Annotated in this window: 17 protein-coding genes; 12 read left to right on the top strand and 5 right to left on the bottom strand. The window is 65.3% G+C overall.

What is annotated here, in order from left to right; genetic code table 11:
* Positions 1–117 precede the first annotated feature (117 nt).
* Positions 118–987: a hypothetical protein gene (locus GU920_RS09060; protein WP_161766712.1), complete on the top strand. Its 870-nt coding sequence runs from the start codon at positions 118–120 to the stop codon at positions 985–987.
* Between the two features lie 19 nt (positions 988–1006).
* Here GU920_RS09060 and GU920_RS09055 read toward each other — a convergent pair whose 3' ends face one another.
* The gene (locus GU920_RS09055; RefSeq protein WP_161766711.1) at positions 1007–1642 is read right to left on the bottom strand and encodes an NrsF family protein; all 636 of its coding nucleotides are present in this window, start codon (positions 1640–1642) and stop codon (positions 1007–1009) included.
* Entirely contained in the window at positions 1642–2184 is a 543-nt protein-coding gene (locus GU920_RS09050; protein WP_161766710.1) for a sigma-70 family RNA polymerase sigma factor, read from the bottom strand. Before GU920_RS09050 ends, GU920_RS09055 begins: the two co-directional genes overlap by 1 nt.
* 225 nt (positions 2185–2409) lie before the next feature.
* Between GU920_RS09050 and GU920_RS09045 the strand changes: the two genes are divergently transcribed.
* The 4 genes from GU920_RS09045 to GU920_RS09030 all read left to right on the top strand — a co-directional run bounded on the left by GU920_RS09045 (position 2410) and on the right by GU920_RS09030 (position 4785).
* Entirely contained in the window at positions 2410–2688 is a 279-nt protein-coding gene (locus tag GU920_RS09045) for a BufA1 family periplasmic bufferin-type metallophore (protein ID WP_161766709.1), read from the top strand.
* Positions 2689–2754: 66 nt separating this feature from the next.
* Positions 2755–3591: an MNIO family bufferin maturase gene (gene bufB, locus GU920_RS09040; protein ID WP_161766708.1), complete on the top strand. Its 837-nt coding sequence runs from the start codon at positions 2755–2757 to the stop codon at positions 3589–3591.
* The gene (locus GU920_RS09035; RefSeq protein ID WP_161766707.1) at positions 3591–4343 is read left to right on the top strand and encodes an HvfC/BufC N-terminal domain-containing protein; all 753 of its coding nucleotides are present in this window, start codon (positions 3591–3593) and stop codon (positions 4341–4343) included. Before bufB ends, GU920_RS09035 begins: the two co-directional genes overlap by 1 nt.
* Before the next feature lie 4 nt (positions 4344–4347).
* The gene (locus GU920_RS09030; RefSeq protein ID WP_161766706.1) at positions 4348–4785 is read left to right on the top strand and encodes a DoxX family protein; all 438 of its coding nucleotides are present in this window, start codon (positions 4348–4350) and stop codon (positions 4783–4785) included.
* 438 nt (positions 4786–5223) lie between these two features.
* Here the strand turns inward: GU920_RS09030 and GU920_RS09025 are convergent, their stop codons facing one another.
* The 3 genes from GU920_RS09025 to GU920_RS09015 all read right to left on the bottom strand — a co-directional run bounded on the left by GU920_RS09025 (position 5224) and on the right by GU920_RS09015 (position 8224).
* Entirely contained in the window at positions 5224–5997 is a 774-nt protein-coding gene (locus tag GU920_RS09025; protein WP_161766705.1) for an ATP-binding cassette domain-containing protein, read from the bottom strand.
* A 14-nt stretch (positions 5998–6011) separates the two neighbouring features.
* On the bottom strand, positions 6012–7073 hold the full coding sequence (locus tag GU920_RS09020) for an ABC transporter permease (RefSeq protein WP_161766704.1): 1062 nt from the start codon (positions 7071–7073) through the stop codon (positions 6012–6014).
* 128 nt (positions 7074–7201) lie between these two features.
* Positions 7202–8224 carry a sugar ABC transporter substrate-binding protein gene (locus GU920_RS09015; protein ID WP_161766703.1) on the bottom strand — a complete coding sequence of 341 codons (1023 nt, stop codon included), beginning with the start codon at positions 8222–8224 and terminating at the stop codon, positions 7202–7204.
* Between the two features lie 207 nt (positions 8225–8431).
* Here GU920_RS09015 and GU920_RS09010 point away from each other — a divergent pair, with 207 nt between their 5' ends.
* The 7 genes from GU920_RS09010 (at position 8432) to GU920_RS08980 (ending at position 15695) form a co-directional block, all read left to right on the top strand.
* Complete coding sequence (locus GU920_RS09010; protein WP_394351553.1) at positions 8432–9652, top strand: ROK family transcriptional regulator; 1221 nt, start codon at positions 8432–8434, stop codon at positions 9650–9652.
* 188 nt (positions 9653–9840) lie between these two features.
* Complete coding sequence (locus tag GU920_RS09005) at positions 9841–12681, top strand: monovalent cation/H+ antiporter subunit A (protein ID WP_161766702.1); 2841 nt, start codon at positions 9841–9843, stop codon at positions 12679–12681.
* A 1-nt stretch (position 12682) separates the two neighbouring features.
* A complete protein-coding gene (locus tag GU920_RS09000) occupies positions 12683–13027 on the top strand; it encodes a Na+/H+ antiporter subunit C (protein ID WP_161766701.1) in 345 nt (114 codons plus the stop codon).
* Positions 13027–14547, top strand: coding sequence for a monovalent cation/H+ antiporter subunit D (locus GU920_RS08995; RefSeq protein WP_161767314.1), 1521 nt, complete (start codon positions 13027–13029; stop codon positions 14545–14547). The genes GU920_RS09000 and GU920_RS08995 overlap by 1 nt, the downstream gene beginning before the upstream one ends.
* A gap of 1 nt (position 14548) precedes the next feature.
* Positions 14549–15040, top strand: coding sequence for a Na+/H+ antiporter subunit E (locus tag GU920_RS08990; RefSeq protein WP_161766700.1), 492 nt, complete (start codon positions 14549–14551; stop codon positions 15038–15040).
* Positions 15037–15306, top strand: coding sequence for a K+/H+ antiporter subunit F (locus GU920_RS08985; protein ID WP_161766699.1), 270 nt, complete (start codon positions 15037–15039; stop codon positions 15304–15306). Before GU920_RS08990 ends, GU920_RS08985 begins: the two co-directional genes overlap by 4 nt.
* Positions 15303–15695, top strand: coding sequence for a Na+/H+ antiporter subunit G (locus GU920_RS08980; RefSeq protein ID WP_161766698.1), 393 nt, complete (start codon positions 15303–15305; stop codon positions 15693–15695). The genes GU920_RS08985 and GU920_RS08980 overlap by 4 nt, the downstream gene beginning before the upstream one ends.
* The last annotated feature ends 36 nt before the right edge of the window (positions 15696–15731 follow it).

Genomic DNA, 15731 nt, shown 5'->3' with positions numbered 1-15731 from the left:
GTGATCAAGCCGCCTGCGGGGGCTTGCATTGCCTTGGCCCTTGCCGGACCTTGCAGGCAAAGGCGCCCGGGCAGGAACCCGGTCGCGGGCGAAAAGGTCGGGACTGGGGGCAGGTCCATGGAGCATCAAAGTCTGGCATCCTATATCGGCGCCGCGGCGGGGACGCCGCCCAAGGGCCCCATGGCCATCATCATGGCCGAGGACCCGGTGGAGGTGGACACGACCCTGCGCCATCACCTGCAGGCAGGGTTCCGCGATGTGCTGCTTCTGGCCCCTGACGCGATCCCGATGCCCAAGGGGATGGAGGACAAGGTCCACCGCATCGCCTACGACGTGCATGCCGAAGGCGCCCTGATGGCGGCGGTCAACACCTTGATCGACGCCTTCCCCGGGCTGTGGATCTATTACTGCTTCAACGCCGAATATCTGTTCCACCCCTTTTGCGAAACACGCACGGTGCGCGACCTTCTGGCCTTTCACGCAGAAGAGCGGCGCGATGCGATGCTGACCTATGTGATTGACCTCTATGCCGGCGATCTGGACCGTTTTCCCAGCGCCGTCAGCCTTGAAAACGCGCATCTCGACCGATCCGGATATTACGCGCTGGCCCGGCAGGATCCCGAAAACAACTGGCACCCGAAAGAGCGGCAGCTGGATTTCTTCGGTGGTCTTCGCTGGCGGTTCGAAGAGCATGTCCCCTCCAACCGCCGCAAGATCGACCGAATCTCGCTGTTCAAGGCGAAGAAGGGCCTCATCCTGCGCCCGGACTTCACCTTCAACGACGAGGAATACAACACCTATGCCTGCCCGTGGCACAACAACCTGACCGCCACGGTCTGTTCCTTCCGCACGGCCAAGGCGTTGAAGGCCAATCCCGGATCCAAATGGGACATCAAGAGCTTTCACTGGCACAATTCCACCGGCTTTCAGTGGCATTCCCAGCAGTTGATGGATCTGGGGCTGATGGAACCCGGCCAGTGGTTCTGATCCGGCGCCCGCCTGCCCGTCACCAGCGCAGGACGCGCCGCCCCGCAATGGCGCCCAGACCCGTCACAAGCCCGATCGCCGCCCCGTAAAAGGTGACGTAGAAGATCGGGTTGTCCTTGGTGCAGAACAGCGAATAGCCCGCCGCAACACCGCAACCCACGGCAAGGCCCGCCAAGGCCCCGGCCCGCGCGGGCGCCGTGCTTGCCCCCCGCCCCATCATCCGCAGCACCAGCCAAAGCGGCACCAGCGACAAAAGCAGGATCAGGCCCAGACATTCCACCACCGCAGAGGGCATCCATTCGGCAAAGCGCAAGGGCGCCGGCACCGCCATAAAGGCCCAAAGCCAAAGCCCCACCGCCAAAGACAGCGGAACCAGCAGCCGGGCCGCGGGCAATCCGGCCGCACCCGGCCGCAGCTGACGCAGCGCAACCGGCGCGACCAGCACACAGGTGAGCAGGGGCAGGATCGCCTTGGCCGCCACCTCGGGGCGCAGCAGGGCCTGCGCCAAGGCAGGGCGAACCCCGATCAGGCTCAGAAACAGACCCACGACCACGACCACCGCCAGAACACTTGCCGCGGCGATCTGCCCCGGACGCAGTGGCGCGTCCGGCGTGGCATCCGCTGCAAGAATGCTGATCAGATCTTCCGTCTTCATCACTCCGCCCCCTTGGCGAGCCGCGCCATCCGCTGGATCGCGCGATGCAGGGCCACCCGCACCGCCCCTTCCGACATCGACAGCCGCGCGCCGACCTCGGCCGTGCTCTGCCCTTCCAGGCTGACCGCCCGGACAATCGCCGCCGACCGCGCATCAAGCTGGCCGATCAGCGCCGCGCTGTCGCGCGCGGCCAGCGCATCGGGCTCGGCCTCGGCCTCCAGCACATCGACGAAGTCGTCGATCGGCAGATGGACCGATCCACCCCGCCGCCGGAACGCATCCACCACCTTGTGCCGCGCCACGGCATAGAGCCATGGCAACAGGGGCGCCGTCTGATCCCATGTGTGGCGCTTGGTGTGGAGCGCGATCAGAACCTCTTGCACCACATCCTCCTGCCCTGCCGCGCCCAGATCGCGGCCCCGCGCCCGGACGATCCCGCGCAGCACAGGCGTGACAAGGCCGAGGAAGCGGGCATAGGCGCGCCCGTCCCCTTCCATCGCCGCCCGCAGCAGCGCCGACCATTCGGCTTCGCGGTCCATCATCCTGTACGTCCTATCGCCACGACCTTGGCAATTGTTACAGCAAGACCCCGCTTTTGCCCGCAAATTGTTTCAGGAGCCCCACTTTATCCGCGAAGCGCGCCCCCGTGATCACCGTCGGGTGATCGGGCGTAACGGCCCTCACCCCGGGGGCGAATGGACGCAACGAGAGGCGGGAAACGCCGCTCACGACAGAAAGCAAACCCAAGTCCAAGACAGGAAAAACCGATGACAGCCTTTGACAGAACCCTCACCCTGACCGCCACGCTGGCCGCTGCGCTGACCATGGCCGCCGCCACTGCCTCGGTCGCGGAAGACGCGATGGAGAAATGCTATGGCGTGGCGCTGGCAGGCGAAAATGACTGCGCCGCAGGCCCGGGCACCACATGCGCCGGCACCTCAACCACCGACTACCAGGGCAATGCGTGGAAGCTGGTTCCGGCGGGAACCTGCATGACCATTGAGACGCCCAACGGAATGGGTTCGCTGGAACCGATCGAATCCTGAACCCGCTGCGGGGCGCGTCTGCACAGCCTTGCACGCGCGCCCCGTAACCCCTTGATGGAGAGGACCATGCCGCTTCCCCGCGCGCCGGGACTGGGCTTCAAGTCCGAACATTTCGATGCGATCCGGACCACGCGACCCGCCCTCGGGTTTCTGGAGGTGCATGCGGAAAACTACATGGGTGCGGGCGGCCCCCCGCATCGCCAACTGGCCACGCTGCGGCAGGATTACGCCCTGTCCCTGCATGGGGTTGGCCTGTCCATCGGCGGGCCCGACCGGCCTGATCAGGGCCATCTGCGCCGCCTGCGCGATCTGATCTCCCGCTACGAACCGGCCAGTTTCTCTGAGCATCTGGCATGGTCGAGCCATGGCGGCGACTATCTGAACGACCTGCTGCCCCTGCCCTATACGCCCGAAACCCTGCAGATTGTCTGCGACCATGTGGATGAGGTGCAATCCACCCTCGGGTGCCGGATGCTGCTGGAAAACCCGTCAACCTACCTGCTTTTTGCCCAATCCACCCTGCCCGAGACCACCTTTCTGGCCGAGGTTGCAGGCCGCACCGGCTGTGGCCTGCTGTTGGATGTGAACAACGTCTTCGTCTCTTGCACCAATCACCGCACCGATCCTGTGGACTGGCTTGCATCAATCCCCCTGCATCATGTGGGCGAGGTGCATCTGGGTGGCCATGCCCGCGAAGACCTGCCATCCGGTCCCTTGCTGATCGACGATCACGGCTGCCCGGTGGCGGATCCCGTGTGGCAGCTTTATGCCCGGGTGATCGCGCAGGCGGGGCCTTTGCCCACGCTGATCGAATGGGACAACGACGTTCCCGATTTCCCCACCCTGCTGGCCGAGGCAGAGCGCGCAGCGCGGGTTATGGCGCAGGCGGCGGAGGCCGTGTGATGGATCATGCGACCTTCACAACTGCCTTCCGGGCCGCGTTGTTTGGCGGCCCCCCGCCCCCGGGTGCATTCGCGAACGACCCCGATGAAGTGGAGCGGCGTTTCGCCGTCTATCGCAACAACGTGGCACATAGCCTGACCCGTGCGCTGGCATGCCGTTTTCCCGTGGTCGAGCGTCTGGTGGGTGGCGATTTCTTTGCCGCCACGGCACGGGTGTACTTGCAGGAGGACCCGCCCGCCTCTCCACGCCTTTCGCAATGGGGACAAGGCTTTGCGGCGTTTCTGGAACGGTTTGAACCGGCCGCCGCCCTGGCCTATCTGCCCGACGTCGCGCGGCTTGAATGGCAGCGCGGACAGGCCTACCACGCGGCCGATGCGGGGCCGGTCTCCGCAGAGGCGCTGATGCAGGCGGCAGCCGATCCGGGGCGCCACGCGCTGCGCCTACATCCGTCGGTGGCGATGGTTCGGTCGCGGTTTGCGGTGGTGTCGATCTGGGAGGCGAACCAGCCGGGACAGAGGCCGGGCGGCCATCTGCGAGCCAACCGGGCCGAGACGGCGCTGGTCCTGCGCGACAGGGCGGATCAGGTACCGGTCATCGCACTGACCGAGGAAGAGGCGCTCTGCGCCGATGCGCTGCTGCGGGGCGCGACGCTGCTTGCCGCCACGGCAGGGACCGAGGGCAGCGCAGCGATGCGCCTGCTGCCGCTTCTGATGCGCGTCGGGGCCATCACGGGGATTGCGGAACAGGGGTAGGATCATGGCGATGCTGACAGCCAACATACTGAAATTGAATACGATTCTGGGGCGAGTGCCCTGGGATGCGGCAGCGCTGGCGCTGCGCTTCTTTCCTGCGGCGGTGTTCTTCGCCTCGGGCCAGACAAAGGTGGACGGCTGGCGGATCGCTGACAGCACGTGGTTTCTGTTCGAACAGGAATATGCCCTGCCGCTGATCCCGCCGCACATGGCCGCCATCGCCGCGACGGTGGCGGAGCATGTGCTGCCCGCGCTGCTGGTCTTGGGCCTGTGCACGCGGCTCTCGGCGCTGGGATTGCTGGGGATGACCGCCGTGATCCAGATTTTCGTCTATCCCGGGGCCTGGCAGACCCATGGGATCTGGGCGGCCTGCTTCCTGGCGCTGATCTGTGCGGGGCCGGGGCGGGTGTCGCTGGACCGGGTGCTGGGTCTGGACCGCTAAACCTCTGCGGGCGCTGGATTAATTCGCCCCGATTTGCGTTTTCGGCTGTGCAGTGCCGTATGCAGCAATCCAGTGCAGACAAGCGTGCATACGCGCGCGGCGCTTTCGGGGCGTTAAGGTTAAGGCAAGGGAAATAAGGCAGGCGATTCGACGGGGTGCGCCCTATGGCGGCCGGGGCCGATCCCTGCGGTTCGTCAGAGCGGGAGAGGCGCGACCGGCCACGGCAAAGCCATGAGTTGGAGGGGGGCACGGGCGACGAAGGGCCCGCGCCGCGCGGACAGTGCACCGCCTTCGCTACGGTCGGGCATCGAGGTGATGGGGGGGTCAAGGGGGGGCTGTTGCCCCCCCCTTGCGCCCTGCGCGACGGCGCCTGCAAGAAAAAGGGGGGGCAACAGCCCCCCCTTACCCCCCCCCGGCGCGGGGATCAGACCGGAGACTTCAGGCGATCACATGTTCCGGCACCTTGGCCCCGGTCATGAAGGCCACGGCGTCGGACATGGTGTAGTCCTTGGGGTCGATCACGCAGAGCCGCTTGCCCAGACGGTGGATGTGGATGCGATCGGCCACCTCGAACACATGGGGCATGTTGTGGCTGATCAGGATGATCGGCAGCCCCCGCTTCTTGACGTCGAGGATCAGTTCCAGCACGCGGCGGCTTTCCTTCACGCCCAGCGCGGCGGTGGGTTCGTCCATGATCACGACCTTGGACCCGAAAGCCGCCGCCCGCGCCACGGCCACGCCCTGCCGCTGGCCGCCCGAAAGCGTTTCCACCGCCTGCCCGATGTTCTGGATCGTCATCAGGCCCAGTTCGCTCAGCTTGTCGCGCGCCACCTTTTCCATGGCCTTGCGATCCAGCATGCGGAACATGCTGCCCATGATGCCGGGTTTGCGGATTTCGCGCCCCATGAACATGTTGTCGGCAATCGACAGCGCGGGCGAGAGGGCGAGGTTCTGATAGACCGTCTCGATCCCCGCCGCGCGGGCCTGCATCGGGTTGGTGAAGTGGACCGGCTGGCCATCCAGCCGGATCTCGCCGTCATCCGGGACCACGGCGCCGCAGAGCGCCTTGATCAGCGTGGATTTCCCTGCCCCGTTGTCGCCGATCACGGCAAGGATTTCGCCGGGGTAGAGATCGAAGTCGCAATTGTCGAGCGCGGTCACCTTGCCATAACGCTTGGTCAGGCCGCGCGCCGTCAGAATGGGGTTTGCCATATCCTGTTCCTCCCTCAGCCCGAAACCTTGCGGATCCACTGGTCAATGGCGACGGCGCCGATGATCAGGATACCGGTCAGCAGCACCTTCCATTGCGGGTCAGCCCCCAGCATGTTCAGCCCCATGCTCATCACGCCCACGATCAGCGTTCCGAACAGCACGCCAAGGATGGAGCCCCGCCCACCGAACAGCGAGATCCCCCCGATCACGGCCGCCGTGATGGCCTGAAGGTTGAAGTCGGTGACGACGGTGGAGGGCGAGATGGACCCGTTCCGCCCGATCGACACCCAGGCCGCCAGCCCCGCGATCAGGCCCGCCAGCGTGTAGGTCTTCAACAGCACGTTGTTGGTGCGGATCCCGGCCAGATCGGCGGCGTCCGGGTCATCGCCCACGGCATAGATGTGGCGGCCAAAGGCGGTGTAGTTCAGCATGTACCACAGGCCCACATAAAGGATCAGCATCGCAACCACGCCCAGCGTCACCACGGCCGGGCCGACCTTGAAGCTGATGCCGAAGATGTGCAGCAAGGGGGTGATGGCGGTCAGGTCCGCCTCGCGTAAGGTGGCGTTCTCTGAATAGATCAGACAGATCGCCATGATGATGTTCCAAGTGCCCAGCGTCACGATGAAGGGCGGCAGTTTAAGCCGCGAGACGAGATAGCCGTTCAGCGCCCCGCCGCCCCCGGCGATCAGAAAGCCCGCAAGGATGGCCACCATCGCGGGCATCTCATAGGCCAGAACGAAATTCCCCATGATGACGAAGGCAAAGACCATCAGCACGCCGATGGACAGGTCGATCCCTGCCGTCAGCACCACCAGGGTCTGCCCTGCGGCAAGGATGCCGACCACGGCCACCTGCTGCATGATCAGGGTCAGGGTATAGGCGGAAAAGAACCGCTCGCCCCGCGCGATGCCGAAGATGACGATCAGCGCCAGAAGCACGATCATCGGCACCGCGGCCGGGTTGGAATGCAGGAAATGCTGCAGTTTGCGAAGGCCGCTCTTCTGTTCTTCGAACTGCGCGACGGTCGTCGCGCTTTGCCCGAGCACCTTTTCGAATTCCTGTGGCTGGCTCATCTGTCCCCCCTTCACGCCGCCCGACGGGCGCTGCCTAGACGAAGGGCGGCCCTGATCGAGAGCCGCCCCTGCTTTCTCCCTTGCGGGATGGTGCGGGGGGACGCGCCCCCCGCGCAAGTCTTTTCAGATCAGCCCCAGCAGAGCTCGGTGCCCTTGGTGGTGTCGATCGAGGTGACACCTTCGGCGGGCTTGTCGGTGATCAGGGCGACGCCGGTATCAAAGAAGGCCTTGCCCGGGGTCGGCTCCGGCTTCACGCCTTCGTCGGCCCATTTCTTGATCGCTTCCACGCCGAGCGCGGCCATCATCAGCGGATACTGCTGCGAGGTCGCACCGATCACGCCTTCCTTGACCGAGGCCACGCCCGGGCAGCCGCCGTCAACCGACACGATCAGCACGTCGTTTTCCTTGCCCACGGCCTTGAGCGCCTGATAGGCGCCGACGGCGGCGGGTTCGTTGATCGTGTGGATCACGTTGATGTCGGGGTCGCGCTGGAGGAGGTTCTCCATCGCTTTGCGGCCACCTTCCTCGTTGCCGTTGGTCACGTCATGGCCGACGATGCGCGGGTCATCCTCGTCGCCGATGTCGTTGGGATCCTTCACGTCGATCCCGAAGCCCATCATGAAGCCCTGGTTGCGCAGGACGTCCACGGTGGGTTCGGACGGGGTCAGGTTCAGGAAGCCGATCTTGGCGTTCGCAGCCTCGGCCCCCAGCGTGGCGGCGGCCCAGGCGCCGATCAGCTTGCCGGCTTCGAGGTTGTCGGTCGCGAAGGTGGCGTCGGCGGCATCAGCCGGATCCAGCGGGGTGTCGAGCGCGATGACGACCATGCCGGCCTCTTGCGCCTTTTTCACCGAATCCACGATGGCCTTGGTGTCGGAGGCGGCGATCAGGATGCCCTTGGCACCATCGGCGATGCAGCTTTCGATGGCCGCGACCTGGCTGTCATGGTCGCCGTCGACCTTGCCCGCGTAGGATTTCAGCGACACGCCCAGTTCGGCGGCCTTGGCCTCGGCGCCTTCTTTCATCTTCACGAAGAAGGGGTTGGTGTCGGTCTTGGTGATCAGGCAGGCGGACACGTCCTGTGCCAGCGCCGGTGCGGCCGAGAACAGGGCAAGCGTTGCCGCGCCCGCAAAGGCCTTAGCTTTGAATTTCATTGATTTTCCTCCCAAGAAAATCAGGGGGTGCGCCCCCGTATGTGATGTGCCGTGAGGAGTGATCCCCCCTGCGACGAGGACAAGAAAACCGATTCCAGGGCTTGCGTCAAGATAATTAAATCACTCTGAATTATTATTGACAGGCTGCTGATTCCCCGCGCATCCTTGCTTCAAAACCGGGCAGACAGGCCCGGAGCGGGAGGAGACGTGCGACCATTGGCCGAGACGATGCCGGATCGTCCGGCCCCCGAAGGCACAGGCTTTCGGGGGTCGAACCAATCTGGCATGCGCGCCCATAACGAGCGGCTTGTGCTGTCGATCCTGCGCCAGCAGGGCGCCTTGGCGAAATCCGATCTGGCGCGGATGACGGGGCTTTCGGTGCAGACCGTATCCGTGATCATGCGCAGCCTTGAACAGGACGGGCTGCTCTTGCGGGGCGAGCCGATCCGGGGCCGGATCGGGCAGCCATCGGTGCCGATGTCGCTGGATGCAGAGGGGGCGTTCTTTCTGGGGCTGAAGATCGGGCGGCGGTCGGCGGATCTGATGCTGGTGGATTTTCTGGGCCGGGTGCGCGCCATGCGGCGCCGCGTCTATCGCTATCCGACGCCGGATATCGTGGTGGCCTTCGTGCGCGATGCCCTTCCGGCCGTGCTCACCTCGCTGCCCGCGGCGCAGCGCGACCGGGTGGGGGGCATGGGCATCGCCATGCCGTTCCAGCTGTGGAACTGGGTGCATTACCTTGGCGCGCCGCAGGGCGAGATGGACAGTTGGCGCAACCGCGACATCATGGCCGAAATTTCGGCCATCGCCGGGATGCCGGTGCATGTGCAGAACGATGCCACCGCCGCCTGCGGGGCGGAACTGGTGTTCGGGACGGGCGAGAAGCCCAATGATTTCCTGTATTTCTATTTCGGCACCTTCATCGGCGGTGGGCTGGTGTTGAATGGCAAGCTGTTCACCGGGCGCACGGGAAACGCGGGCGGTGTCGGGCCGATGCCGGTGCCGGGGCCGGATGGCACCTTGCAGCGGCTGTTCGACGTGGCGTCCATGTCGCGGCTGGCCGAACGGATGGAGGCGGCAGGGGAAAGCTCCGATCATCTGTGGGAACAGCATCTGGAATGGCGGGTGTCGCCCGCGATCCTGGATGAATGGATCCAGCACGCCGCCGAAGGGCTGGCCTATGCCACACTGTCCGCCGCGGCGCTGGTGGAACTGGAGGCGGTGATGATCGACGGCTGGATGCCCACCGAGGTGCGGGCAGAGATCACGCGCCGGACCCATGCCGCGCTGCATCGGCTGGACCTGTCGGGGGTGGAGGCGCCGCAGGTGCGCGAAGGCTCTGTCGGGGCAGAGGCGCGGGCCTTGGGCGCGGCGGCGATCCCGCTGGCGCAGCGCTATCTGATCGACGCGGCGATTGCGCAGGGCTGATCCCTTCGCGACATGATCCACGAAAAAGCGCATCGCGGCGGCGCTTTTCATGCGTGATCGGCTTGATCCAATCGAACATTTTGCCCAGATGGGGGTAGTCCGTGCCAAAGTATGGCTAAGCTTTGCATGGGATCGGTCGAAAAGGAGACTGCGTCGCGGAACCCGGCGCAAAGGGAGTGATTTACAGTATGACCCTTGCGCTGATTGCCGCTCTGCCCTTCCTTGGCGCCCTGCTGCCGGGCCTGTTGATCCGTGCAGGGCGCAACGCCTGCGCCGCCGTCACGGGATCGGTGACGCTGCTGGCGCTGGTGCTGCTGGCCATGCAGGCCCCCGCCGTGCTGCGGGGCGAGGTGGTGACGACGCGGATCGAATGGTTGCCGTCGCTGGGCCTGAACGCCAATTTCATGCTGGACGGGCTGGGGCTGCTTTTTGCGGGGCTGATCCTTGGCATCGGGCTGCTGATCATCCTCTATGCGCGGTTCTACCTTGCGAAATCCGATCCGATGGGGGTGTTCTACACCTATCTGATGCTGTTCCAAGGCGCGATGGTGGGGATCGTCCTGTCGGACAACATCCTGCTTTTGCTGATCTTCTGGGAATTGACCTCGCTGTCGTCCTTCCTGCTGATCGGATACTGGAAACATCTGCCGGAGGGGCGCCAAGGCGCGCGGATGGCGCTGGCGGTCACCGGGGGCGGTGGCCTTGCGCTGATCGCGGGGATGCTAATCCTTGGCAATATCGCGGGCAGCTATGACCTGTCGGTGATCCTGACGCAGAAAGAGGCGATTCAGGCGTCAGACTGGTATCTGCCTGCGCTGATCCTGATCCTTCTGGGCTGCTTCGCCAAATCGGCGCAGTTTCCGTTCCATTTCTGGTTGCCGCACGCGATGGCCGCGCCGACGCCGGTTTCGGCCTACCTCCATTCCGCGACCATGGTGAAGGCGGGCATTTTCCTGATGGCGCGGCTTTGGCCGGTGCTGGCGGGAACGCCGGAATGGTTCTGGATCGTCACCACGGCGGGGCTGATCACCATGGTGCTGGGCGCGAAGATCGCCTTCTTCAAGGATGATCTGAAGGCGCTGCTGGCCTTTTCCACCGTGTCGCATCTGGGCCTGATCACCATGCTTCTGGGCATGGGCACGGCCAAGGCGGCGACGGTCGCCGTCTTCCACATCATCAACCATGCCACGTTCAAGGCCGCGCTCTTCATGTCGGCCGGGATCGTGGACCATGAGGCGCATACCCGCGATCTGAAGCGGTTGGGCGGCCTGCGTCACCTGATGCCCGTCACCTTCACGATTGCAGGCATCGCTGCGCTGTCGATGGCGGGGATTCCGCCGTTCAACGGGTTCCTGTCCAAGGAACTGATGCTGGAAGAGGCCGCGCATACCGCGCTTGGCCCGGCATGGCTGCTGCCGGTGCTGGCCACGGTGGGGGCGCTGTTTTCGGTCGCCTACAGCTTCCGTTTCCTGTCGCATGCCTTCCTTGGGCCAAAGCGCGATGATTACCCGCATATGCCCCATGACCCCGGCTTTGGCCTGTGGGCGGCGCCGGGCTTTCTGGCGCTGCTGGTGGTGCTGATCGGGGTGATGCCCATGACCACCGCCGCATGGCTTGTGGATGTGGCGGCGGGGGCCGTGACGGGCGCGCCGGTCGAGGTGGAGATCAAGCATTGGCACGGTCTCTATGCCCCCGCGCTGTGGATGTCGCTGGCGGCTGTGGGCGGGGGCCTTGCGATGTTGGGGGCCTTTGTCGCGCTGCGGGCGATGTGGGACGCCACCCCGCGCCCCGAGGCGAAGGCGATCTTCGACGGGATCATCGAGCCGCTGGCGGCGCTGGCCCGTGCCGTGACGCAGGCGCTGCATAACGGATCGCTGACGCGGGCGGTGGCCATCGGGACGGTGGCCATCACGGCGGCGGGGCTCTGGGCCTTTGCGGGCGGGGCCTATAGCGCGGGCACGCGGGCGATGCTGCCCTTGTCGCCCGTGGCGGTGATCGGCTGGGGTCTGTTGATGGTGGCGGTGGCGGGCGTTGTGCTGGTCCATCGCAACCGCCTGATGTCGCTGATCCTGATCGGGATCATCGGGCTGATCATCTCATTGGGCTTTGCTTGGCTGTCGGCACCCGATCTGGCGCTGACGCAGATCACGGTCGAGGTGGTGACAGTGGTGTTCATGCTCTTGGCGCTGAACTTTCTGCCCAAGGAGACGCCGCGCGAAAGCACAGCCTTCCGCCGGGGGCGCGACGCGCTGATCGCGATTGGTGCGGGCGCGGGGATCGGCGGGCTGGCCTATGCGATCATGACGCGGGATTTCGCCTTCCCCTCGATCTCGGCCTATCATCTGGCGCAGTCCAAGCCCGGGGCGGGCGGGACGAACGCGGTGAACACAATCATCGTGGACTTCCGCGGCTATGATACCTTTGGCGAGATCATCGTGCTGGGGATCGCGGCGCTGCTGATCTATGCGCTGGTCGAGGCGCTGCTGAAACCCGGCAGCGCGAATGACCGGCTGCTGGCGATGCCGGTGCGGGCGGATATCGCGGGCGACCGCCATCCGCTCTTGATGGTGATGGCCACGCGCTTCCTGCTGCCGGTGGCGATGATGATCGGGGTGTTCCTCTATTTCCGCGGGCACAACCTGCCGGGCGGGGGATTTGTCGCGGGGCTGGTCTTCGCCATCGCCACGGTCATGCAATACATGGCGTCCGGCCTTGGCTGGACGGAGGCGCGGCAGCGGATCGAATATCACGCGCTGATTGCCGCGGGCGTGCTGGTGGCGGCGGCGGCGGGCGTGGGGTCGTGGCTGTTCGGATCGCCCTTCCTGTCGTCGAGCTATACTTACGTGAACCTCTGGCCGCTGGAACAGTTCGAACTGGCCACCGCCGCCATCTTCGACCTTGGCGTGTTCCTCTGCGTGCTTGGCGCGGTGCTTCTGGCGCTGAACTCGCTCAGCCGGATGGCCCGTCGCGCCGGGGAAACGGTCAGCGCCGATCCCTATTCCGTAGACCGCCCGGAAGGAGGGAAGTGACATGGAAGCCTTGATCGCCATCGCCATCGGGTCGCTGACGGCTGCGGGCATCTATCTGATGCTGCGGCTGCGCACCTTCCCCGTGATCATCGGGCTGACGATGCTGTCTTATGCGGTGAACGTGTTCATCTTCGCGGCGGGGCGGCTGGTGCCCGGCCTGCCGGCCATCATCTCGCCCGATGCGGCGGGCTATACCGACCCGCTGCCGCAGGCGCTGGTGCTGACGGCGATCGTGATTTCCTTCGGGATGACAGCGGTGATCGTGCTGATGGCGCTGGGGGCGTGGCTGGAAGCGGGCCATGACAAGGTGGACATGGACGACGCGGATCAGGAGGCCTCGAAATGATGGGCCACTGGATCATCGCGCCCGTGGCGCTGCCTGCGATCGTGGCGGCGCTGATCGTGCTGGTGATGCGGCATGATCTGATGCTGCAACGGGTGTTTTCGGTCGCCGCGACGCTGGCGCTGGCGGGGATCGCGGGGGCGCTGCTGATGGCGGCCAGCCAGAACCCGCCGGAGATCTATCTTCTGGGCAACTGGCCCGCGCCCTTTGGCATCGTGCTGATGCTGGACCGGCTGTCGGCGCTGATGCTGGTGCTGACATCGCTCTTGGCGCTGGCGGTGCAGTTCTATGCCATCTCGACCGACTGGGATTCGCGGGGCAAGCATTTCCACGCGCTGTTCCTGTTCCAGATGATGGGACTGAACGGGGCCTTCCTGACGGGTGATGCGTTCAACCTGTTCGTGTTCTTCGAGGTGCTGCTGATCGCGTCCTACGGCCTGATGATCCATGGTGCGGGGCGTGATCGGCTGCGGGCGGGGGTGCAGTACATCGCCTTCAACCTGATCGCCTCGACCCTGTTCCTGTTCGCCTTGGCCACGCTTTACGCCGTGACCGGCACGCTGAACATGGCCGATCTGGCGGCGCGGATCGCCGATCTGCCCGAGGGCGAAGCGGGCCTGATCCGCGTGGCGGCGGTGCTGATGCTGGCGGTCTTTGCCATCAAGGGCGCGCTGGTGCCGTTGCAGTTCTGGCTGCCCGGCACCTATGCCAATGCGCCCGGCCCGGTGGCGGCGCTGTTTGCGATCATGACGAAGGTGGGCGCCTATGCCATCCTGCGCACCACGACGCTGATCTTCCCGCCCGAGACGGCGGCGACCGGCAGCATGGTGGCCGATCTGATGCTGCCCGCAGCGCTGGTGACGCTGGCCGTCGGGTCGGTGGGTATCTTGGGGGCGACCACCCTGCCCCGGCTGGCGGCCTTTGCCGGGATCGCGTCGATGGGCACGCTGTTCACCGCATTTTCCGCCTTTACCCCGCAGGCGACGGCGGCGGGGTTGTACTACCTGCTCCACTCCACCCTTGCCACGGCGGCGATCTTCCTGATCGCCGATCTGGTGGCCGACCGGCGCGGCAATGGCAGCCTGACGGCCCAGCCGCGCATCGCCCAGCAGGGGCTGATCGCGGGGCTGTTCTTCTCCAATGCCATCGCGCTGGCGGGGATGCCGCCCCTGTCGGGCTTTCTTGGCAAGCTGTTGGTGCTGGATGCCTTGCGCGCGGATGCGGCGCTGATCTGGACCGTGATCCTTGTGTCGTCCTTCCTGATGGTGCTGGGCTTTGGTCGGGCGGGATCGGTGCTGTTCTGGAAGTCCCACGCCGTGGGCGACGCGGCCGAGCCGGACCACCGGCCAGAGCCGCTGGCCTTTGTCGCGGTGGGCGGACTGCTGGCGGGGCTGGTCGCGCTGACCGTGTTCGCGGGGCCGGTGATGGGCTGGCTGGAGGGGACCGCCGCCGCCCTGCACGCACCTGACGCCTATATCGCCGCCAACCAGTTACCGCCGCCCGGCGTGATCGAGGGGAACTGACATGCTGCGCCGTCTGTACCCGCATCCCTATCTGTCGCTGTTTCTGGTGCTGACCTGGTTCCTGCTGGTGAACCAGTGGAAGATCGGCAGTCTGGTCATGGCGGTGATCCTTGCCACGATCATCCCGCTGATCACCGCGCCATACTGGCAGCATCGGCCAAAGCTGAACAGCCTGCCGGCGCTTCTTTCCTATGTCGTGCTGGTGGTCTGGGACGTGATCCTTGCCAATATCCAGGTGGCGAAGATCGTGCTGTTCATGCCGCGCGACCGCATCCAATCGGCCTGGGTGCGGGTGCCGATCGAACTGAAATCGCCCGAGGCGATTGCCCTGCTTGCTGGCACCATCACCATGACGCCCGGCACGGTGACCGCCGACATGTCGGCCTGTGGCCGCGTGCTGTTGATCCATTCGCTGCACGCCCCCGACCCCGACGCCATCCGCGACGACATCAAGTCGCGCTACGAAACCCGGCTGAAGAGGATCTTTGAATGATCACCTACGCGCTCGGCTTAGCCATGGTCTGCTTCGGCCTTGGCCTGATCCTGAACCTCTGGCGGCTGGCCATCGGCCCCACCGTGGCCGACCGCGTGCTGGCGCTGGACACGATGGTGGTGAACGTGATCGCCATCATCGTGCTGTTCGGCATCCAGACCGGACAAGGCATCAACTTCGAGGCGGCCATGCTCTTCGCCCTGACCGGGTTCGTCGGCACCGTCGCCTTTTGCAAGTATTTGCTGCGGGGGAGCGTGATCGAATGACATTTGCGCTGGAAATCCTGCTGTCCGTCCTGCTTGTGGTGGGGGGCATCTTCGGCCTGACCGGCAGTTATGGCCTGATCCGCCTGAAGGACCGGATGCAGCGCCTGCATGCACCGACCAAGGCTTCGACCATCGGGGTGGGGACGGCGCTGATCGCGTCGATGCTGCACGGTCTGATGATCGGCACCGGCTTTTCCTGGCAGGAAGTGCTGGTGATGATCTTCATCTTCGTGACGGCGCCGATCACGGCGAATTATCTGTCGAAGGTGCATCTTCATTCCCGCCATTACGGGGATGCCCTGCCCAAGACCGGCGTCAGCCGTGACTGGGCCACCTTCGACCGCACGACCGAGGGCGCGGAGCCGATGCTGCCCAGCCGGGATTCCTGACCAAAAGGTCAAAAAATTGCCGATGAGGCGACCCCC

This window comes from Paragemmobacter ruber (genome assembly GCF_009908315.1).
Taxonomy (GTDB): Bacteria; Pseudomonadota; Alphaproteobacteria; order Rhodobacterales; family Rhodobacteraceae; genus Paragemmobacter; species Paragemmobacter ruber.
This window is presented reverse-complemented; position numbering and strand designations above follow the sequence as displayed.